Below are 21,784 nucleotides of genomic sequence, written 5' to 3'. Positions count from 1 at the left end.
TTAGTTTAATTTTAAAGCAATTTTATACGACCTTAGATTAACAGTGTCGACAATAAGTGTGTTTTTTACTCATTTTTACCTTAGGTGGGGTTGACATGTTTTTTTATTAAGCACATAGTTAACTCATCGATTGTCGACAATTTATTTATAAAGCCATGACGCAACCTTTTTTAAACGATACACCTATTACTACAGCATCTGATCAAGTGTTTGTTGATATGCGCCGTGAAATAGTAGAAGGCAGCATACAGCAGGGTAGCAAAATATCGGAGCCTGAGCTTGCAAAGCGCTACGGTGTAAGCCGTGCGACGCTTAGAGAAGCGCTTAATCGCTTAGAAAGCTGTTACTTAGTGGAGCGTAAAGCCAATGTAGGTTGCCGAGTAGTGGCGCTAACCGCAGAGCGTTTAATTGAAGTATACCAAGTACGCAGCTCGCTTGAAGGCTTAGCATGTAGGCTAGCTGCCGACAATATGGCAGCTGACGAAGTTAAAGGCTTAAAGCAATTACTTAATCAACATTTGCAAACACAGCGCGTTAAAGAGGGCGAGTCGTACTATCAAGAAGCGGGCGATTTAGACTTTCACTATCGCATTATTAAAGGCAGCAAAAACGCCCATTTAATCCATTTGTTATGTAACGAGCTTTACCAATTAATACGTATGTACCGAGTACAAATGGGCATGGTAGGGCCGCGCGTATCAAAAGCGTTTGACGAGCACTTAGCCATTATTAACGCGATAGAAAACCACGATGGTGAACTTGCTGAAATGCTGATGAAACGACACATCAGTGCATCGCAAGCAAATATTCAAACCAAATTTGATGTATACCAATCAATATGAGTATTCGAACAATTTAACTGATTAAATCGCTCTATAACGTTGTTAAGAATTTTTTATTTAGAACCACTAAACATAAAAATTATTGCCTAGTTACAGAACGATTTTCTTAGCGTTAAATAGACCTCATACACATACAGATTCGTATTTGTCATAAACAAAAACTTCTAAAAGCTAAAAGCTAGTAACAGTTAAACAGTCACAATGTCAGATTAAAAATATAAGTTACTCCAAGTAGCAACCGTTCAAAGTGAGGAGAAAATAATGTCAGCAGGATTAAAATTTAAACAGGCCATTGCGAATAACCGCCCATTACAAGTAGTGGGTACTATTAATGCCTACACAGCCATGATGGCTGAAAAAATGGGCCACCAAGCTATTTATCTCTCAGGTGCCGGTGTTGCGAACGCCTCTTACGGTATGCCCGATTTAGGCATGACCAGCCTTGATAATGTACTTGAAGATATTCGCCGTATTACCGGTGCCAGCGATTTACCACTACTGGTAGATGCCGATACAGGCTGGGGCGGGGCGTTTAATATTGCGCGTACCGTTAAAGAAATGACCAAAGCAGGAGCAGCGGGTTTTCATATTGAAGACCAAGTAGCGCAAAAGCGTTGCGGCCATCGTCCTAATAAAGAAATTGTAAGCCAAGGTGAAATGGTCGACCGTATTAAAGCCGCAGTTGATGCAAAAACCGATAGCGATTTTTACATTATGGCGCGTACCGATGCGTTTCAAAAAGAGGGTTTAAGCGCCGCGATTGACCGCGCAGCTGCGTGTGTTGAAGCGGGCGCAGACGCTATTTTTGCAGAAGCCGTGCATGACCTTGCCGACTACCAAGCATTTGCAAAAGCGATCAATATACCAATTTTGGCTAATATTACAGAGTTTGGCCAAACGCCTATTTACACCAAAGAGCAGTTAAGTGAGGTAGGTGTTGAAATGGTGCTTTATCCACTTAGTGCTTTTAGAGCAATGAATAAAGCCGCGCTTAATGTGTACTCTGCCATTTTAAATGAAGGCTCGCAGCAAAGCGAAATTGAGAACATGCAAACACGCGCCGAGCTTTACGAATTTTTAGATTACCACACATACGAAAACACACTCGATAACCTTTTTTCATCAAAATCTGACAAATAATAACTATTAAAATAGATAACACACACAAATTTAGATAGGAGAAGATCATGGTAGATAAAGCATTAGGCGGAGCAGGTTTACGCGGGCAAGTTGCAGGGCAAACCGCATTATGTACAGTAGGGCAAACAGGCTCAGGTTTAACGTATTGTGGGTACGATATTAGCGAACTTGCCGAAAAAGCACAGTTTGAGGAAGTGTCTTTTTTACTTTCACGCGGCGAGCTACCAACAGCCAATGAACTAGCCGAGTATAAAGCTAAATTAAAAAGCTTACGCGGCCTGCCAGATGCACTAAAAACCGTGCTAGAAAATATTCCTAAAGACGCGCATCCAATGGATGTTATGCGTACCGGTTGCTCAATGCTGGGTAACCTAGAAATGGAACTTGATTTTAGCCAAGCAAACGATGCGATTGACCGCATGGTTGCAGTGTTCCCAAGTATTATTTGTTACTGGTACCGCTTTACTCACGATGGCGTGCGTATTGAAACACAAACTGATGACGACTCAGTGGGCGCGCACTTTTTAACTCTATTACACGACAAAGCACCGAGTGAGCTTTTTGCGCAAGTAATGAATGTGTCGCTAATTTTATACGCAGAGCATGAATTTAATGCCTCTACCTTTACGGGACGTGTGTGTGCATCAACGCTTTCTGATATTCATTCTTGTGTAACGGGCGCTATTGGTACGCTACGTGGGCCACTGCATGGTGGTGCAAACGAAGCCGCTATGGATATGATTCAGGGCTTTACAAGTGCAGAGCACGCCGAGCAAGAAATTATGGGTATGCTAGAGCGTAAAGATAAAATAATGGGCTTTGGACACGCTATTTACCGTGAGTCAGACCCACGTAACGTTATTATTAAAAAGTTTTCTGAAAAACTAGCTAAAGAGGTGGGCGATGATGTGCTTTACCCTGTGTCGGTTAGGTGTGAAGAAGTTATGTGGCGCGAGAAAAAACTGTTTTGTAATGCCGATTTTTTCCATGCATCGGCGTATCACTTTATGGGTATTCCCACTAAGTTATTTACGCCAATATTTGTGATGAGCCGTGTTACCGGCTGGACGGCACATGTTAAAGAGCAGCGCGCTAATAACCGTATTATTCGCCCAAGTGCTGATTACACAGGGCCAGAGGCACGTAGCTACACGCCAATTGAATCAAGAGGCTAATTAGTTACACATAATACCAATCCGTAATAATACTTAATTAAGCGGGTTGGTATAGGGTGAGCAACACGCTCACCTCTTGCCTTTTATTTCCCGTCACCTATTAGCGAACAGATATTATGACCATAATTAATAACACCCAATACCGAAAACCATTGCCCGGATCAAATGTGGATTACTACGATACGCAAGAAGCCGTTGATGCAATAAAGCCTGGTGCTTATGCCACATTGCCTTACACATCACGCGTACTTGCCGAAAACTTAGTGCGCCGCTGTGAGCCTGATATGCTAACCGATGCGCTTAATCAGCTTATTGAGCGTAAGCAAGATTTAGACTTTCCGTGGTATCCGGCGCGCGTAGTGTGCCACGATATTTTAGGCCAAACTGCTTTAGTTGATTTAGCAGGCCTGCGCGACGCCATTGCTGCAAAAGGTGGGGATCCGGCAAAAGTAAACCCGGTTGTGCCTACACAGCTAATTGTTGATCACTCATTAGCGGTAGAGCATGCAGGCTTTGACCCTGACGCGTTTGAAAAAAACCGTGCAATAGAAGATAGACGCAACGACGACCGTTTTCATTTTATAAACTGGACTAAAACCGCCTTTAAAAATATTGATGTTATTCCGCCTGGTAACGGCATTATGCATCAAATTAACCTTGAAAAAATGTCGCCTGTTATTCAAAACCGCGATGGCATTGCATTCCCCGATACCTTAGTTGGCACCGACAGCCACACACCGCATGTTGATGCACTTGGCGTAATTGCTGTAGGTGTTGGTGGGCTTGAAGCCGAAAGCGTAATGCTTGGCCGCGCCTCTTACATGCGCTTGCCTGATATAGTAGGAGTTGAGCTTACAGGCACTCGCCAGCCTGGGATTACCGCAACCGATATAGTGCTGGCTATTACCGAATTTTTACGCGCTCAGCGTGTTGTATCGACCTATTTAGAATTTTACGGCGAAGGCGCTGATGCACTAACCCTTGGCGACAGAGCAACTATTTCAAACATGACACCAGAATTTGGTGCTACTGCAGCCATGTTTTATATAGACGATAAAACAATTGATTATTTGCGTTTAACAGGGCGTGATGAAGAGCAAATAGCGCTTGTAGAAAACTACGCTAAAACGGCTGGCCTTTGGAGCGATAGTTTAAAAACCGCAAAATATGAGCGAGTGCTTAAATTTGATTTATCAAGCGTTGGGCGCAATATTGCTGGGCCTTCAAACCCACATCGTCGTGTATCCACGAGCGATTTAGCCAAAGAAGGTATATCAGGCGTTGTTGAAAACGAAGAAGGCTTAATGCCAGATGGCGCCTGTATTATTGCCGCTATTACCAGTTGTACTAACACCAGTAATCCGCGCAACGTAATTGCTGCCGGCTTACTTGCGCGTAACGCAAATGCCAAAGGGTTAATGCGCAAACCGTGGGTTAAAACATCCTTAGCACCGGGTTCAAAAGCGGTGCAATCATACCTAGAAGAAGCGAAATTACTCCCTGAACTTGAAAAACTTGGCTTTGGTATTGTGGGTTTTGCCTGTACTACCTGTAACGGCATGAGCGGCGCGCTTGACTCTGTAATTCAACAAGAAGTGATAGATCGCGACTTATACGCAACAGCGGTACTTTCGGGCAACCGTAACTTTGATGGGCGTATACATCCGTATGCTAAGCAAGCGTTTTTAGCGTCACCGCCATTAGTGGTGGCTTACGCTATTGCCGGTACTATTCGATTTGATATTGAAAAAGGTGTACTAGGGAAAGATCAAAATGGTAACGATATAACGCTAAAAGACTTATGGCCAAGCGATGAAGAAATAGATGAAGTGATAAAACAAAGCGTAAAGCCAGAGCAATTTAAAAAAGTGTACGAACCTATGTTTGATTTAACCGTAGATTACGGTGAAAACAACGACCCGCTATACAATTGGCGCGAGCAAAGTACCTATATTCGCCGCCCGCCATACTGGGAAGGCGCCCTTGCAGGTGAGCGAACCATGACCGGCATGCGCGCCCTTGCTGTACTTGGCGATAACATTACAACGGATCATTTATCGCCTTCAAACGCTATTATGGCAAGTAGTGCTGCGGGTGAATACTTAACTAAAATGAATGTTCCTGAAGAGGATTTTAACTCGTACGCAACGCACCGAGGCGATCACTTAACAGCGCAGCGCGCTACATTTGCAAACCCTAAATTGTTAAACGAAATGGTGCGTGATGAAAACGGCGAAGTTAAACAAGGTTCATACGCACGATTAGAGCCACAAGGTACTAACACACGTATGTGGGAAGCAATCGAAGCTTATATGCAGCGTAAACAACCACTCATTATTGTAGCCGGCGCCGATTATGGTCAAGGCTCATCGCGTGATTGGGCTGCAAAAGGGGTAAGGCTTGCAGGCGTTGAGGTTATAGCTGCAGAGGGCTTTGAGCGTATTCACCGTACTAACTTAATTGGTATGGGTGTTTTACCGCTTGAATTTAAACCGGGCACTACCCGTAAAATGCTTAACATTGATGGCAGCGAAAGCTTTGATGTAAAAGGTGAGCCAACACCAGGTGCAACGCTTGATTTAGTGATTACACGTAAAAACGGTGAGGTTCTAACAGTACCTATGAAATGCAGATTGGATACCCAAGAAGAACTTTCTATTTATGCCGCTGGTGGTGTATTACAGCGCTTTGCGCAAGACTTTTTAGAAGCTACGCAATCAGCATAAGGGGCGTGCATTATGTTTAAACCACAAATTAAAGTGCCAGCAACTTATATGCGCGGCGGCACCAGTAAAGGTGTATTTTTTAAGTTAACCGACTTACCCAAACCTGCCCAAGTGGCAGGTGAGGCGCGCGACAATTTACTGTTACGCATAATTGGTAGCCCCGACCCATATGGCAAACAAACCGATGGCATGGGCGGTGCAACATCAAGTACTAGTAAAACGGTTATTTTAAGTAAAAGCGAGCAACCTAACCACGATGTGGATTATTTATTTGGCCAAGTGGCAATAGATAAACCTTTTATAGATTGGAGCGGCAATTGCGGTAATTTAACCAGCGCAGTAGGTGCGTTTGCTATAACGAACGGCTTAGTTGATAAAAGCACAGTACCCGATAACGGTGTAGCTGTGGTGCGTGTATGGCAGGCTAATATTAAAAAAAGCATTTTAGTTCATGTGCCTATCACCAACGGCGAAGTGCAAGAAACTGGCGATTTTGAACTTGATGGCGTGACCTTTGCTGCTGCCGAGGTAAAGCTAGAGTTTTTAAACCCCGCTGATGGTGAAGGGGCGTTATTCCCTACAGGCAATGTAGTGGATGACTTAGAAGTACCAGGTGTTGGTACTTTAAAAGCCACTATGATAAACGCGGGTATTCCTACTGTATTTATTAATGCCGCGGATATTGGCTATAGTGGTACTGAGCTGCAAAGCGATATTAATAACGATACTGACGCACTTAAAAAACTTGAAACTATTCGTGCCTATGGCGCAGTCAAAATGGGGTTAATAGCTAATATTAACGAGGCTCAAACACGCCAACATACACCTAAAGTAGCCTTTGTGGCAGCGCCATTAGATTATAACGCGTCAAGTGGTAAGTTTATTGAAGCTACAACAATTGATTTATTAGTACGTGCTATGTCTATGGGCAAGCTTCATCACGCTATGATGGGCACAGCCGCAGTAGCTATTGGTGCAGCTGCCGCTATTGAAGGTACGCTTGTTAATGTGGCTGCAGGTGGCGGGACATTGAACGAAGTTAACTTTGGTCACCCCTCTGGCACGCTAAAAGTAGGCGCAGAAGCTAAAAAAACAGCTGGAGATTGGCAAGTTACCAAAGCAAGTATGAGCCGCAGTGCTCGTGTGCTTATGGAGGGCGTAGTTAGGGCTTTGCAATAAGCCGATTTTAACGTTTTATATTGAGTCATTAACGCTACCCCTAGTCGTTATTGACTCTTAAAATGTTTAGTTTTAAAACTAAACAACGCAAACATTGTGTTTAACAATTCCCCCTTCCAAAAACCCTACAAAACTAATTCTTTTTCATTATATCAGCATTTAGATGGTTTTTTTTTAACGTATCTGACGCATTTACTTGAAGAATATTATTAACAAACTAAATTAAATGTAATATTCACTTAATATAGTGGATATATGGTACGCCAGAGCGATGCTTCTTAATGGTTTTAACATATGTTATTGAAAAATAGTAAAGCCTATGAAGAAGCGTCGTTTAAACTTAGGTAAAAATTTGTACTTGAAATGTATAAAAATGTAGCAAAAACTCATTACTTAATGTTACTTTAATCAATAAGTAACAAAGGTTGTTATTGTGTGTCTGTTTATGTTTTTTTGTAAACTTTCACACGTATATTTAATAAAATAATTTTCTGATACTCATTGCAGGCTATCAAGGAGAAATAAATGGCACAGCGTATGACTAAAATTACCCCAATTGCAGCATCTGTTGCACTTACACTAGGTTTAGCGGGTTGTGGTTCAGACAACGACAGAAACACTTACGTTCCTCCAGTTGAATCTGTTACTTCATCTGATGACGCTCAATTTAACGTAGAAATAACAGGTAAAGCTGTTAAAGGTGCAATGAAAGGTGCCGTTGTTAGCGTGATGACACTTGATGAAACAGGGCAAAGTGTTCCAGTTGCATTTAGATTAGAAGCATCAGCAGAAGCTGAAACGTTTACCGGCGAAGCAACTTCTCAAGATGCGGCAGATGCGGCTGTAGAAGCTAGCAAAATAGCAGGTAACCCAGATGCGCTAGTAACCGGCGATAATGGTAGCTACAGCATTTACCTTGAAGATGACTTTACAGGCCCTGTATATATTACAGTGACTACTGCTGAAGAAGGCGATGATAGCTTCTTACGTTGTGATGCTTACGTTGGTTGTGGAACTTACGATGATGCGCCAGAAGCAGATGACGTAAACGATGGCGATACTAACATTGAGTTTGGTGAATGGTACAAAGCAGACTTAGAGCTTTCTGTTGTTAAATATGTAGCTGCAGCAGAAGCCGACTCATCTGATACGAGCGGCGCAGCAGGCGATGCAAACGTAGCACGTTCGTTTAAAGCGAATGTAACATTTTTAACTACGCTGGTTGCTCAAGCCCTACTTGAAGCCGAAGGTGAAGTTGACGCTGATGCTATTGCATCAACAAGCTTAAATACAGTGATCCAAGTTTTTGGACCAGATGCAGCTGTTTTATTGTCAGCGCTTATTGGTGACTTATCAAACGGTGGTGCAGTAGATTTAAGTGATGTAGACGGTGAAGAAAGCCTTTCACAAGGCGTGTTGATGATTGCACAGCTGTCGTCTTCGGTTCAAGGCTTACCATCGATTTCTGATACTATAGCGAGCATTAAAGCTGGTATTGCAGCAGGTACTTTAAGTACAACTGATATTGCAGCAACCTTACAAACAGCCGTTTCTAGTACTGCAAGCGTGTTTGTAGCTATTGCAACGGGTGATGAAGATGCTATTAAAGCGGCATTAGAAGCAGCCTACTTAGCAAATAACCCTAATGCATCAGCTGCTGATATTGCTACATTTGCACAAAACTCCGCTGGTATTGCAGCTAAAGCAAAAGAAGCGAAAGACAACGCAGTTAAAAATGGCGCAGCAACCGATGCAGAGCTGGCAGAACTTGCAGGTACTGTGCAAGAAGCTCTAGAAGAGCTGGGTTGTACTGGCGATGAGTGTGTTGCAGGCGATGACTTTTTTGCAGATTTAGCAGTTGCTTTATCAGCGCAAATTGATGCATCTTCTACTGAGCTTGCTGCTCTTCAAACATCTATAGATACTGCTGAAGAAATGCTTGCTGATGTTCAAGACATGGGTGATGCCGTAACTGACGCAGCTACTGCAATTGAATTTGTTGCGGCTGTAGCTGCACTTGAAAATGAAGCTGAAGCAGCGGATTTAGCAACGGCAACAAACAAGGTTTATGTGCAAGCACAAGGCTATGTTAGCACTGCGTCTTTATTAGTAGCTCAAAGCTCTGATTACCAAGGCATAGAGGATTCTGCAACTGCACTACAGGCATTAGCATTAGTAGAAGTAGAAAACGTAAGTACATACGATGCAGCACTTGCGCAGTTAGTACTTGATGCAGAAGCCGCTATTACTGAGTATGAGATTGAAGTAGAAGCCGCTAAAGAAATTGCTTTGAATACTGCAGATGTTGCAGATGAAAAGAAAGCCGCTGCAGATACTGCAGAAGCTGCTTCAACAAGTGCACTTGCTGATGCGCAAGCTGCTGTTGACTCGGGTGACGATGCACAAGCAACTGTTGAATTAGTTGATGCTGCGGTAATTGCTGCGTCAGATTTTTCTGCTGCTGTAGATGCACTAGAGCTTGCGATTGAACAAGCACTAGAAGCAGCAACTGAATATAAAGCTGTAGCAGTAACTGAAGCTGATATGGATGAAGCTGCTGACTTAGTTGAAAGTGCAGAAACGATGGCAGAAGCTGCTGAAACTCAGGCTGAACTTGCAAACGAGCAACTTGTAACTGCGCTTAGCCTTCAAGCAGAAGCAGAGCTGGCGGTTGCAACGGCATCTGTTAAAGAAACATCAGAATCTCTTTCTACGATGACAGTATTAACAAGTACCGGTGGTGATGCACTTTACGACACAGCTGAAGTGTTATTTGATGTATTTGAAGAGCTTGCCGATATGGGTAACTCTGGTGAAGGTACTTCAACAACGCATCCTGAATGGGCATACGACTACAGCTTAGATGATTTAACGCTAATGCTTACTAATGCGACGACCGGTAGCGAAATTACAGCGTCTGCAGCGTATCAAGATAACCAATTGGTTGTTGCTTGGGGCGGCATGCTAAATACCGAAACCGATGCAACTGTTGAGCTTGTTACGGGTGATGTAGCCGCAGATGCACTTGAAGAGTGTCAAGCATTTGCTGATGGTACAATTACTGACTCTACGCAAATTGATTCGTGTTTAGTATTTACGTTTGACGGTGATGTGAGTGCAGATACCGTTGATGACGCTGAGCTTACGATGACGCAAGCGTGGAACCGTGTTGAAATTATGGACGGTGACTCAGACTTTATGGGTACACTTAACTTAAGCGGCATGGAAGAGACAGACATGGCTATGCTAGAACTAGCAGGTATGTCTGGCGACTTAGACTTTAGCGTAATGTCTGAGGTGGATAGCAGTGGTGATGAAGACATGACCATGCTTGAAATTAAAGTAAATGGCGACGCTGCAATGGGTTACACGCTGTCTATGTCGGGTACTGAATCAGCTGGTTACATGGGCGATGTTAAAGCTATGTACGATGGCATGATGATGACCTTTGGTACAGCAACTAAGGTAACAAATGGTGTTTCAATTACTTACATTGATGATGAAGTAATTGAATACACAGATGTGACTTTAATTGACTCATCTAACTAATACTTAAACTATAAAAGGGAAAAGCTGTGTGCTTTTCCCTTTTTTTATAGAAAGCGATTAAATTATGAAAAAAAAAATTCTCTTGTTAGGATTTTCAACTGCTCTACTTTCACCTCTAGCTTCTGCAAATAATCAATTTCAAATATTTACTCACTTTGACGCCGAAATTTACACTGAGGCACAGCCAGTACAAGCATTTGTAGATGATTTTGACGAGCCTATTAAGTCTGGCGATAGTGCATTTACTTATAATATTTTTGAAATTGGCGTGGGTTACAACAATTTTAAAGTTGGTTTGCAGAGCCGTTATGACTACGTACTTAATTTTGATCCCGATACTGCACTTTATACTTATTTAGAAAAAAACGATTTACCCTTTGAAGAGCGTTTTTACACGTATCAGCTAAATGCTAAGCAAGTGACCTCTAATGGGGTGTTTGTTTCATACGATTTTAAATTTTTAGATAAAAACGCGCTAACTATTACACCAAAAGTGTCTGTTTTTGCCAGTACACATTTTCAAGATGCCTCTGTAGATGGGCGAGTGTTTAGTGACGATGTAGAAGGCAGCATTACTGCTGATTATAATTTTTCGAAAGATATTTTATTTAAAAAATTTACTCCCTCGCAAAACCCTGAAGGCCTAGGCTATAGCTTAGATATTTTTGCTGATTGGCAAGTAAATGACGATTTAAAAGTAGGGCTAAGTGTAAAAGATCTGCTTTATAAAACTGACTTTGATGATACCGGCGCGGTAAAAGGGCAAACAACAGAAATCCCTTTCAGTGAAGATGAGAGTGGTAATGTTACCTCTACTCCGACTGTTTCTCTTCAAACATCTGCTTTTGGTAATACTCAGTCACACACACTTGATATGGAAATGCGTATTACCGCCTTTGCCGATTATCGAATCAACCGCCGGTATTCAACGGCGCTTACAATCAAGCAGTACGACGAAGATACATTTAGTCAGCTAAAAGGGCGTATCCATTTTTGGGATCATTGGAAGGTACAAGCTGGCTATGAAACAAAAAGTGAGGCGTTTTTAGTCGGTATTGAAAACGAGTACTTTGGTCTTAATTTACAAACCGACAGCTTAGATTTAGATAAAGCTTATTATGCGAATGTAAATTGGTACATGAACATTAAGTTTTAAGGAATGAAGATGTTAAAAAAACTTTTACCTTTGTCAGTTACTCTAGCGCTTAGTGGCTGCGGTGGCTCTTCAAATGACAGTAGTGACGAAGCGGTTGAAATAAGCGTAGCATCTACCTCTACCGTAAATTTTTATGTACCTCAGTGGCAATCAGCCAAAGGTACGCTTAATCAATTAGACAGCCAAGGCAATGTGGTTGAGTCTGTCGCGGTCGAAAACATAAATACCGCCAGCGTGAGTGTATCGCCTCTTAATTTTTATACATTTGAATTTATACCTGACGATAGCGCCTTGCCATGCCCACGCTTTACAGGCTGCGGCAGAACGCTTCGCGGCGATGTAAACGATATAAACGAAAACCGTTTAATTGATTTTGAAGAGATAACTGGCGTTAATTTAAACTATGCCGCCCGTGCCTATGTTGCGCCAGGCGTTAATGAGGTGTTTTTCTCGCCATTGAGCACCGCAATTACGAATGCAAATGTTGACGCGACCCTTGCAAGTTTATCTGCGAGTCCTTTTTATCAGCTTACACATAGTAGCTTGAGTAATACACTAGAGGCAGAAATCGTTGCTAACGCATTTACGTATAGCGCTATCATCGCTGGTGTGTCTGTTGAAGGATTTGATTTAGCCACTGCATTTGATGATTTTATCACCCAGCAGGATGATACAAGTGCTTGGCAAACTTACAGCAGTTTAGCAGATCAATACATCGCAGATAACCTTTACAGTGAACAAGGTAATGGTTTAATTCAAAGTGTAGCCGGGCAGGTTAAGCAAACTATTGCGAGTGTGGCTAGTTATAACAATTGGCAACAAAAAGTTGAAACTGAGCAAGCATTAGAGTCACGCGAATTACTCGAAAATATAAGAGATGCGCTAGGTGTTATTCGCTTACAGGACACAACCTACGCTGATGATTTAGACGCGAAGCTTGAACAACTAGAAAGCGCACTTGATGATGATACGCAGCAAACTATTACTGTGCTTGCTGCGGTGATTAATGAGGTACTCATAAATTACTCTCCACTTGCAGAAGTATCTGCGAGCGAAGGGCAGTACACGTTACGTAATCTTGATATTAGCTATTCAACCTCACCCTACGAATGGCTAATTACCGGTACCTATGATGGCCTCCCAGTAAATATAGACATGTCTATCCCCACATTTAGAATAAGCGGTGTACTTGGTGATAAAATAGAAGGGGTAATGAGCGCTTCTGTTATTAATGGCGATACGCGCTTAGATGTAGATGTAAGTGAACTGCTGGTGGAATTTGATGGGGTAAGTGAGCAAAGTGAATTATTACCCGATGCACAAACTGGCATTGCTAATATTACCACTGACGTAGTTATTGCTAAGCAATCAGGCGAGCTTACTGGTGAGATATCATTAGATCTAAATCGATTTGTTACTGCGTTTGCACAGGAAGTTACGTCTTTATCTGCCTTTGATTTTGCTGGCCAATATCAAAGTGATATTCAAACTACGCCTTTCCATATTACAGCATTAGAAGCTTCGCCACTGACGGGTGAGGAAAACGATGATTTAATGTTTGGCCTAGAACTGGCTCTGCCATTAGGTGGTGCGAGTGACTTTAGCTTAGCGTATGTAGGTGATGTTATTGATTTATCGCAGCTTACTAGTAGTGATGTATTTATTAGCGTAAAGCAAAAAGCCTTAGATTTACGCATTAGAGAAGTAAATAGCAATATTAGTTTAACCGCAAAAGGTGAAAACGGTCGCTGGCTTGATGTAAAACAAGCTGGCAGCAACTACAGCGGTGGCTTGTACTTAGGCGATACAAAAATTGCGGATGTAACCGCAGTACGTGGTATTCCTGGGGTATTATTTCCTAATGGAGATTTTGAGTCGTTATTTTAATAGCGGTTTAAACCTAAACTTAAGCCCAGCAAGTTGCACATACTTGCTGGGCTTTTTTATTACTCGTGCTTATATACTACCTAACTAAGCAAATTGGCATAAGTTATAGTAGCTCTATTTCTACGGTTTCGTCTTTTGCAATATTGCCACTTTCTGCGGGCACCACAATAAGGCAGTTAGCGTGGCTAAGCGATGAGAGTACCCCCGAACCTTGCTTATTTATAGGCGTTACCAACAGGTTATTGTTTTCGTCGGTACTGGCAATACCGCGTTGAAAGTCGGTACGGCCGGGTCGCTTTTTAATCAGCGCTGTGGTGGTTGCTTTTAAACGTAACTTAGCAGTATGTTCATTTCCTGAAAGCTTTGTAAGGGCTGGCTTTACAAGTCGCTCAAGCGTAACAGCCGCCGATACGGGGTTACCTGGTAAACCAAAAAAGTAGCTGTTAGGTAATTTACCAAAAGCAAAGGGTTTGCCCGGTTTCATGGCAATTTTCCAAAAATGGATATCGCCAATTTCATTTAATACTTCTTTAGTAAAATCGGCTTCGCCAACCGATACACCACCAGAGCTTATTACGGCATCGGCTTGCTCGTTTGCTTTTAAAAACGTGTTTTTAATGAGCGTTTTATCATCGGCAATTATCCCAAAATCAATCACTTCTATACTGTTATCATTAAGCTCGCTTAATATAACAGCGCGATTACTTTCATAAATAGCTCCTGCAGGAAGTGCATTGCCAGGCTCTATAAGTTCATCCCCTGTAGAAAAAACCGCGACCTTTAGTGTTTCATATACACTTACTTGGTTAATACCAATAGAGGCAAGTAAGCCTACATCTACCGCTTTTAGTTTTCTGCCCGCTTTAAAAACAACACTATTTTTTGCAATGTCTTCACCTGCAAAGCGCACATTATTATTGAGCTCAATATGACCTGTAAACGATATTTTATCGTTATCTACGCTGGCGTTTTCTTGCATAACTACCGCATTAGCGCCAGGGGGCAGGGCTGCGCCGGTCATAATTCTAACGCATTGCCCAGGTGTTAAGGTGTTTTTAAAGGTTTGCCCAGCAAATACACTGCCTACTTGCTGATAAGTTGTTAGCCCTTCGCTTAGGCAAAGTGCATAGCCATCCATTGCCGAATTATCGTGAGCAGGCACATTTATATTGGATTTAATATCGTTTGCTAAAACACGGCCAACACTGTGCATTATTGAAATGGTTTCTGCTGCTTTATTAAAGTTAATAGCGCTTAGCATGTTACTAATTGCGGTTTCTACTGGTAATAAACCAGGTGCATTGCATACATCGTTCATATATATTGTTTTTTATAATGTGTCTGATTTTTAAAACAATACTTATAATGTTAAAGCTTTACAATACATGGTGTGGTTATTTGTTATTACTGTTAGTGGTATTTAGCAATCCTCCTAACGCAAAAGAAACGCTGCACATAGCCGTTGCGAGCAATTTTAAACCTGTGCTGCAAACGCTGGTGACTAACCCAGCCCTAAAAAATATTAATATTAAAATATCAGCTGCTTCTAGCGGCGTATTACACTCTCAAATTATGCACGGTGCACCGTACGATATTTTTTTATCAGCCGACGCTGCACGCCCACACGCACTGATCAAAGACGGCTTTGCACTTAAAAATAGCTTAACCACCTATGCGATAGGTTTATTAGCGCTGTGGCAGCCAAGCAACTCAGTTATTAATCATAAATTAGCCATTGCTAATCCGCGGTTTTCGCCATATGGGCAATCATCGGCGCATTATGCTAAAAATTATATAAAAACACCGTATGAATTTGTGTATGGAAATAATATTACCCATGCGTTTCAATTTGTAGAAACAGGCAATGCCGCTAAAGGCTTGGTCGCGCTATCTACGTTAAAGTCGGCGTATCGCAAAACTAAAAATAAAAAATATTTAAATTACACGCTTATCGAATCTGAAAAATACCCTGAAATAACGCAGCAAGGCGTTATCATAAGCGCTACTAAGCATTTAACGGCAGCTAAAAAATTTATGGCTTTTTTAAATGCCCCCTCAACCGCAAATACATTATTAGAGCTTGGTTATAAAGCAAAGGAAAGTGATGTTAGCAAGTGATGTGACAGCGCTGTGGCTTACAATTAAACTTGCCTTTATAACGGCTGCTATTTTGTTGATTATATGCATTCCGCTTGCATGGCAGCTAGCCAGTTATAAAGGTAAGTTAAAGCCTATATTAGAAGCACTTATAGCAATGCCTTTGGTGCTGCCGCCTACGCTAATGGGCTTTTATTTATTGGTATTGTTTTCACCTACTCATGCATTTGGCCAGTTTTGGTTTTGGCTCACGGGTACGCAGCTCGCGTTTAGTTTTCAAGGGGTGGTTATTGGTTCGTTATTTTACTCTCTCCCTTTTGTGATGCAGCCATTACTAGCGGGCTTTAAACAAATAAATACTACTTATAATCAAGCTGCTATTGCCTTAGGAATAAGTCCATTTAAGCGTTTTATGTATTTAACGTTACCGCTATTAAAGCCAAGCATAGGCAGTGCCTTTGCACTGGGCTTTGCCCATACATTGGGAGAATTTGGTTTAGTGCTAATGATTGGTGGCAATATACAAGGCGAAACCCAAGTGGTGTCTATTGCGTTGTACGACCATGTAGAGTCGCTTAATTATGGGGCTGCGCACCAATTGTCGTTGGTATTGCTAGCAATCTCGTTTGCGTGTTTAGTGTTGTTGTTTAAATTTAATAAAACCGTGATAAACGGAGCTGCTAATCGTGCTTAAAATACAGTGTCATCAACGTTTGGACGATTTTGAATTACATGTTGATTTAGCTATAAATCAATTTGATATTTTAGGGGTGTTTGGCCCTTCGGGCTCTGGCAAATCGAGCTTATTACAGGCGATAGCGGGGCTTACGACGGCGCAAAATGTGTGTATAAATAATCATAATATTACCCATTTAAAGCCCGATAAACGCCTGCTTACTTTACAGCTGCAGTCGTGCCCGTTATTTCCACATTTAAATGTAATGGGTAATTTACTGTTTACTCACAAGCATTGTAAAAATAAAAGTAACAACCTAACGCCTGATCAGGTAATTGATTTATTAGCACTAAACCCATTACTAAATCGTGATGTGTCTGGGCTTTCGGGCGGGGAGCGCCAGCGCGTAATTTTTGCAAGAACACTACTAAGTGGGCAATCTGTTGTTTTACTTGATGAGCCATTTAGCGCCTTAGATTGGTCAACGCGTTTTACTATGTTGGGGGCTGTTCAACAACTTAATAAATCCCATGGTATTAAATTTATTATTGTTAGCCACTCTTTAAAAGAGCTACTTTATTGTAGTGATACATTACTTCAAATAGCGAAAGGCAACGTGCTCCAGTGCGGTGCAACACAAGAAGTGGTGCAAAGTATTTATACAAATAAGAGCCAAACGCCACTTAGTATACTTAGTTATAGTAAGCCTGAATTTAATGATGCTTTTGGTCTTTACCAGCTTACTCTTAGTAATAGCCAACAGCATTTATATGCAGTGCCTTCACTGGTAAAACAAAACCATAAGTTAATTATAGAAAGCAGCCAAATAACCTACAGCAAAGTAAAACCAATTAACAAGAGCAGTGCAAACGTGCTAATAGGTATGCTTGAAAATGCCCAGCAGCTTGATGAGCAATGGCTACTTACAGTTAACGTAGATACGCAATTACTGTATTGCGCGGTGTCTAAAAGGCAATGGCAGCAAAGTGCTGTAAGCCTAGGCGAGCAGATTTATTTAACAATAAATAACCTAGAAACGCTAAATTAGGCTCTAAAAAGCAGTCATGTATTTACCATGTACTAAATTAAGCACTGCAAACAGGGCAGTGCTTATTTTTAACAATGTTAAAACGGTTAAACTCCATACTCAAACCATCTACAAGTAATAGCTGCTCGGTGAGTTTACTAGGCAGTCCTGCAATAATTTTAAGTGCTTCAGTCGCTTGAATACTACCAATAAGCCCCACAATAGGAGAGAGCACGCCTGACTCTGAACAGCTTTGAGTTTGTTCGCCAAAGAGCTGTGACACACACCCGTAACAATGGCTATTAGGCGCCATTGTAAAGCAAGCTACTTGTCCCTCTAACCTTATGGCAGAGCCCGAAACCAAGGGCGTACGGGTGTTATAGCAGGTGCTGTTGAGCAAATTACGTGTTGCTAAGTTATCAGTGCAGTCAATAACTACATCTACCTTGCTAAGTAATTGTTCAAGGTGCGAATTTTCATTTAAAAATTCATCAATAGTGTGGATCTCTATTTCATCATTTAACTGAGTTAACTGTTTTTTTGCACTGTGGGTTTTTAAGCACCCAACATCACTTTGTTTATAGATCACCTGCCTTTGCAAGTTAGTTGCATCAACCACATCGTTATCTACAAGCGTTAACGTACCTACGCCAGATGCCGCTAAGTACTGCGCAACTGGGCAGCCTAATCCACCTAACCCCACAATAAGAGCATGACTTTGCCATATTTTTTCTTGTCCATCTATATCTAGCTGAGGAAGCATAATATGGCGAGAATAGCGTAATTGCTGCTGATACGTTAAAGGGGGTTTTTGCATTAATGAGTTCTCATAATTTTTTTTAACAATACCAATTAGTTAAAACCTAGAGCAAGTAAAGCTTAAAAATTCTTTGCACTGTTTACGCCCAACAAAGCTGCTTAAATAGTGCAAAGCGAAATAAACATTAATTCCCAAAAATATAAGTGACTGAAAAACCTACCTATTAATTGTTGGCTTAGTAATTGCTGAAAGCGGTTAACGTTAATTTAACAATCGTCGCAGTGTTATTACTACCAAAGTCGTACTCACTGCTTAAAATAATAATCGTTACAAGGAAAAAAACATGCAACCGAGTTCTGGGTTTAATCTCATATCGTTTAGCGGAAAAATGAAAATACTACATTTAAGCTGGATGGTGTTTTTTATCTCTTTTTTTGTATGGTTTAACCATGCTCCATTATTAGGGGCAATAGCGGGCTCGCTAGGTATAACTATGGCACAGGTAAAAACGCTTCTCATTTTAAATGTGGCCTTAACCATTCCCGCACGTGTTGTTGTTGGCATGCTGACAGATAAATTTGGCCCGCGTATTGTTTATGCCGCTTTACTTATTTTATGTAGCATACCGTGTTTTATGTTTGCTATGGCCACCACATTTGAGCAAGCCGCTATCGCGCGTTTTGCACTAGGCTTTATTGGAGCAGGCTTTGTAGTGGGCATTCGTATGGTGAGCGAGTGGTTCCCGGCTAATGAGCTTGGTACAGCAGAAGGTATTTATGGTGGCTGGGGTAATTTTGGCTCGGCTGCCGCTGCCATGTTACTACCTGTATTAGCGCTTATGTTTGGCGGGGACGATGGCTGGCGCTATGCCGTTGGTTTAACGGGCGTACTTAGCGTTATTTTTGGTGTTATTTGGTACATAAACGTAACCGATACACCAAAAGGGGGGACGTACTTTAAGCCTAAAAAAGTAGGCGCAATGGAAGTAACCAGTAAAGGTGACTTTGTATTATTGCTTATTATGAAATTACCTATGTATGGCGCACTGGCTTTACTTACTTGGAAGTTGTCTCCTACAGGCGCTAATTTAATTTCTGCCAATTTTGTTTTAGCCGTTTATGCATTTTTAGTGCTGTTATACGCTTACGAGGTATATAAAACCTTTGATATAAACGGACATATATTTAAACAACCCGTGCCAGAATCACACCGCTACGAATTTAAACAAGTAGCTGTACTTAATATTTTATATTTTACCACCTTTGGCTCAGAGCTGGCCGTTGTATCTATGCTGCCATTATTTTTTATGGAAGTGTTTGGCCTAGATATGGTGTACGCAGGTTTACTGGCCTCTGCTTATGCATTTATGAATTTAGCCTCGCGCCCGGGTGGTGGTTGGATCTCAGATAGAATGGGTCGTCGTAAAACACTTATTGTTCTTACCTCAGGGTTAGCTGTTGGCTACTTTGTTATGGGATTAGTTGACGCTAGCTGGCCACTTTGGCTTGCTGTAGCTGCTGCCATGGCGTGTTCGTTCTTTGTGCAAGCTGGTGAGGGAGCGGTTTTTGCTGCTGTGCCACTTATTAAACGCCGCTTAACAGGGCAAATTGCAGGTATGACAGGCGCTTACGGTAACGTTGGCGCGGTGGTGTATTTAACGGCGCTCTCATTAGTGGATTACCAAACTTTCTTTATGATTATTGCTGCCAGTGCATTGTTAGGTTTAGGGGCGTTATTTTTCATGAAAGAGCCAGATGGGCACATGACAGAAGTAAACGAAGATGGCTCTGTTGAACTTATTTCAGTGACTTAAGGCAGCGTTAACCATGTTTGATGAAACCCAACACGCTCAAGTTCGTAATAATACGCTAGATGTTTCTTTTGGTGGGCACAGTGCCGCGGGCATAAAAGATGAAAATCAAGATGCGTTTGCTGCTTTAAATACTGAGCACGAACAACAAGAAACAAAAGGCGCTATTGCGTGCTTAGCAGATGGGTGTTCATCGGCTAAAAATGCCAAACAAGCATCGCAGCTCAGTGTTACTCATTTTATAAATGAGTATTTAAATACACCCGACAGCTGGGCGGTCAAAAAATCGGTTTCTAAGGTTTTAGCTAGCTTAAATCAGTGGTTATATTCGCAATCAGTTAACTATAACCACTTAGGGCAACGCCAAGCTGATTGGATGACCACCTTTACGGCGCTTATATTAAAATCAGCTACGGGGTATATATTTCATTTAGGCGATACTCGCATTACGCGTTTACGCGATAATCAAATGGAAGCGATAACGCGGGATCATAAAGTAAATGATACGCTCACTCGTGCTTTAGGCGCGCAGTCACATCAAGAAATTGATGTTTACGAAGTTGACCTAAAAGCCGGTGATATTTACATACTGACTTGCGATGGTGTGCATGATGTATTGCCCTATAGTGAAATTGCCAACGAAATAAACGCCCATAACAACTTAGAGCAGGCAGCAAAGGCTATTACCTCACGTGCTATAGCACAAGGCAGTGATGATAATGTGAGTTGTTTATTAGTGAAGGTAAATAGCATTGCGCAGCAAAATCTAGATGAGCTTTATCAATCGTTAACGCAGCGCAAAATACCACCCGCATTAGAGGTTGGTCAAATAATTGATGGATATACGGTTATTCGTAAAATCAACGAAAGCAGCCGATCTCACATTTATTTGGTACAACAAGCACCTGATGCCCCCCCCGTTGTATTAAAGGCACCCTCGGTTAATTTTGAAGACGATATACACTACCTTCAAGGCTTTATACGCGAAGGGTGGGTAGGGCAACGTATTAATCATCCTAATGTAATGAAGGTTTTAAATACACAATCGCAAAGCCGGTTTTTATATCATATTTGCGAGTACATGGACGGACAAACCCTCAGTGACTATAAGCACGACGTCCCTTATTTAGAAATAGCTCAAGTGCGCAGTATTGTAGAGCAAATAGTGCATGCGCTAAGGGCTTTTCAGCGATTAGATATGGTACATCGTGATTTAAAGCTCGATAACGTGATGATAGATGCTCACGGTAAAGTTACGTTAATTGATTACGGTACTGTAAGTGTTGCGGCTATGGATGAGTCGGTTAAGCAAATAGCCGATGACTGCCCGCAAGGTACTATAGATTATACGGCTCCTGAAACACTTATTTCGCTGCATGCCGATTTTAAAAGCGATATGTTTTCGCTTGGGGTGATTGCTTATGAGTTATTGTGCTCGAAGCTGCCTTATAAAACATTACCGGCAAGTCATACCCCTATTGATTACAGCCACTGGCAATACACAAGTATTCGCAAGTACCGAGCCGATATACCCTTTTGGTTAGATCAGGCTTTAATGAAAGCACTTGCGCCAAAACCAGCGCTCAGATACCAGGCATTTTCTGAGTTTTTAACAGATATTAGTAAACCTAATCCACATTTACAGAGCTCAGCCAACAAAATTTCAATAATGAAACGCGATCCAGTATTACTCTGGAAGAGCATTTCGCTGTGTTTATTTATCATTTTATTGTGCGTGCTCATAATTAAAAACTAAGAGA

At 41.7% G+C, this 21,784-nt stretch carries 15 protein-coding genes; 13 read left to right on the top strand and 2 right to left on the bottom strand.

Annotation, left to right across the window (positions count from 1 at the left end; all coding sequences use genetic code 11):
• Positions 1-155 precede the first annotated feature (155 nt).
• The 8 genes from CWC04_RS08890 to CWC04_RS08855 all read left to right on the top strand — a co-directional run bounded on the left by CWC04_RS08890 (position 156) and on the right by CWC04_RS08855 (position 13,654).
• Positions 156-842: a GntR family transcriptional regulator gene (locus CWC04_RS08890; protein ID WP_024032638.1), complete on the top strand. Its 687-nt coding sequence runs from the start codon at positions 156-158 to the stop codon at positions 840-842.
• Positions 843-1,103: 261 nt separating this feature from the next.
• A complete protein-coding gene (prpB, locus tag CWC04_RS08885) occupies positions 1,104-1,982 on the top strand; it encodes a methylisocitrate lyase (RefSeq protein WP_138685179.1) in 879 nt (292 codons plus the stop codon).
• A 47-nt stretch (positions 1,983-2,029) separates the two neighbouring features.
• The gene (prpC, locus tag CWC04_RS08880) at positions 2,030-3,157 is read left to right on the top strand and encodes a bifunctional 2-methylcitrate synthase/citrate synthase (RefSeq protein WP_138578268.1); all 1,128 of its coding nucleotides are present in this window, start codon (positions 2,030-2,032) and stop codon (positions 3,155-3,157) included.
• Positions 3,158-3,273: 116 nt separating this feature from the next.
• Positions 3,274-5,883, top strand: coding sequence for a Fe/S-dependent 2-methylisocitrate dehydratase AcnD (gene acnD / locus CWC04_RS08875; RefSeq protein WP_138685178.1), 2,610 nt, complete (start codon positions 3,274-3,276; stop codon positions 5,881-5,883).
• 12 nt (positions 5,884-5,895) lie between these two features.
• On the top strand, positions 5,896-7,062 hold the full coding sequence (prpF, locus tag CWC04_RS08870) for a 2-methylaconitate cis-trans isomerase PrpF (RefSeq protein ID WP_138685177.1): 1,167 nt from the start codon (positions 5,896-5,898) through the stop codon (positions 7,060-7,062).
• Between the two features lie 525 nt (positions 7,063-7,587).
• A complete protein-coding gene (locus CWC04_RS08865) occupies positions 7,588-10,611 on the top strand; it encodes a hypothetical protein (protein WP_138685176.1) in 3,024 nt (1,007 codons plus the stop codon).
• Positions 10,612-10,675: 64 nt separating this feature from the next.
• Positions 10,676-11,767, top strand: a complete 1,092-nt coding sequence (locus CWC04_RS08860; protein ID WP_138685175.1) for a hypothetical protein — start codon at positions 10,676-10,678, stop codon at positions 11,765-11,767.
• Between the two features lie 9 nt (positions 11,768-11,776).
• On the top strand, positions 11,777-13,654 hold the full coding sequence (locus CWC04_RS08855) for a hypothetical protein (protein ID WP_138685174.1): 1,878 nt from the start codon (positions 11,777-11,779) through the stop codon (positions 13,652-13,654).
• A gap of 103 nt (positions 13,655-13,757) precedes the next feature.
• Here CWC04_RS08855 and moeA read toward each other — a convergent pair whose 3' ends face one another.
• Complete coding sequence (moeA, locus tag CWC04_RS08850) at positions 13,758-14,972, bottom strand: molybdopterin molybdotransferase MoeA (RefSeq protein WP_138685173.1); 1,215 nt, start codon at positions 14,970-14,972, stop codon at positions 13,758-13,760.
• 47 nt (positions 14,973-15,019) lie between these two features.
• Here moeA and modA point away from each other — a divergent pair, with 47 nt between their 5' ends.
• Genes modA through CWC04_RS08835 form a run of 3 tightly spaced genes read left to right on the top strand, consistent with a single transcriptional unit; the run spans position 15,020 to position 17,475 of the window.
• Positions 15,020-15,772, top strand: coding sequence for a molybdate ABC transporter substrate-binding protein (gene modA, locus CWC04_RS08845; protein ID WP_138685172.1), 753 nt, complete (start codon positions 15,020-15,022; stop codon positions 15,770-15,772).
• Positions 15,759-16,445 (top strand): molybdate ABC transporter permease subunit, encoded by a 687-nt coding sequence (modB, locus tag CWC04_RS08840; protein ID WP_004587743.1) that lies wholly within the window; start codon positions 15,759-15,761, stop codon positions 16,443-16,445. The genes modA and modB overlap by 14 nt, the downstream gene beginning before the upstream one ends.
• Positions 16,438-17,475 carry an ATP-binding cassette domain-containing protein gene (locus CWC04_RS08835; RefSeq protein ID WP_138685171.1) on the top strand — a complete coding sequence of 346 codons (1,038 nt, stop codon included), beginning with the start codon at positions 16,438-16,440 and terminating at the stop codon, positions 17,473-17,475. The genes modB and CWC04_RS08835 overlap by 8 nt, the downstream gene beginning before the upstream one ends.
• Before the next feature lie 37 nt (positions 17,476-17,512).
• Here CWC04_RS08835 and CWC04_RS08830 read toward each other — a convergent pair whose 3' ends face one another.
• A complete protein-coding gene (locus CWC04_RS08830) occupies positions 17,513-18,271 on the bottom strand; it encodes a HesA/MoeB/ThiF family protein (protein WP_138685170.1) in 759 nt (252 codons plus the stop codon).
• 286 nt (positions 18,272-18,557) lie between these two features.
• Between CWC04_RS08830 and CWC04_RS08825 the strand changes: the two genes are divergently transcribed.
• Positions 18,558-20,027, top strand: a complete 1,470-nt coding sequence (locus CWC04_RS08825; RefSeq protein ID WP_004587746.1) for a NarK family nitrate/nitrite MFS transporter — start codon at positions 18,558-18,560, stop codon at positions 20,025-20,027.
• A 13-nt stretch (positions 20,028-20,040) separates the two neighbouring features.
• Complete coding sequence (locus tag CWC04_RS08820) at positions 20,041-21,780, top strand: bifunctional protein-serine/threonine kinase/phosphatase (RefSeq protein WP_138685169.1); 1,740 nt, start codon at positions 20,041-20,043, stop codon at positions 21,778-21,780.
• Positions 21,781-21,784 lie beyond the last annotated feature (4 nt).

It is taken from the genome of Pseudoalteromonas sp. S2893, from assembly GCF_005887105.1.
GTDB lineage: Bacteria > Pseudomonadota > Gammaproteobacteria > Enterobacterales > Alteromonadaceae > Pseudoalteromonas > Pseudoalteromonas atlantica.
The sequence above is the reverse complement of the archived record's forward strand: the minus strand, read 5'-3'. Positions and strand labels throughout refer to the sequence as shown.

What these genes read in the sequence shown, in the direction of transcription:
- CWC04_RS08820 (WP_138685169.1), top strand. Translation starts at nt 20,041, where the DNA reads ATGTTTGATGAAACCCAACACGCTCAAGTTCGTAATAATACGCTAGAT.
- prpB (WP_138685179.1), top strand. Translation starts at nt 1,104, where the DNA reads ATGTCAGCAGGATTAAAATTTAAACAGGCCATTGCGAATAACCGCCCA.
- CWC04_RS08860 (WP_138685175.1), top strand. Translation starts at nt 10,676, where the DNA reads ATGAAAAAAAAAATTCTCTTGTTAGGATTTTCAACTGCTCTACTTTCA.
- CWC04_RS08890 (WP_024032638.1), top strand. Translation starts at nt 156, where the DNA reads ATGACGCAACCTTTTTTAAACGATACACCTATTACTACAGCATCTGAT.
- modA (WP_138685172.1), top strand. Translation starts at nt 15,020, where the DNA reads ATGTTAAAGCTTTACAATACATGGTGTGGTTATTTGTTATTACTGTTA.
- modB (WP_004587743.1), top strand. Translation starts at nt 15,759, where the DNA reads ATGTTAGCAAGTGATGTGACAGCGCTGTGGCTTACAATTAAACTTGCC.
- prpC (WP_138578268.1), top strand. Translation starts at nt 2,030, where the DNA reads ATGGTAGATAAAGCATTAGGCGGAGCAGGTTTACGCGGGCAAGTTGCA.
- CWC04_RS08830 (WP_138685170.1), bottom strand. Translation starts at nt 18,271, where the DNA reads ATGCAAAAACCCCCTTTAACGTATCAGCAGCAATTACGCTATTCTCGC.
- CWC04_RS08855 (WP_138685174.1), top strand. Translation starts at nt 11,777, where the DNA reads ATGTTAAAAAAACTTTTACCTTTGTCAGTTACTCTAGCGCTTAGTGGC.
- moeA (WP_138685173.1), bottom strand. Translation starts at nt 14,972, where the DNA reads ATGAACGATGTATGCAATGCACCTGGTTTATTACCAGTAGAAACCGCA.
- acnD (WP_138685178.1), top strand. Translation starts at nt 3,274, where the DNA reads ATGACCATAATTAATAACACCCAATACCGAAAACCATTGCCCGGATCA.
- prpF (WP_138685177.1), top strand. Translation starts at nt 5,896, where the DNA reads ATGTTTAAACCACAAATTAAAGTGCCAGCAACTTATATGCGCGGCGGC.
- CWC04_RS08865 (WP_138685176.1), top strand. Translation starts at nt 7,588, where the DNA reads ATGGCACAGCGTATGACTAAAATTACCCCAATTGCAGCATCTGTTGCA.
- CWC04_RS08825 (WP_004587746.1), top strand. Translation starts at nt 18,558, where the DNA reads ATGCAACCGAGTTCTGGGTTTAATCTCATATCGTTTAGCGGAAAAATG.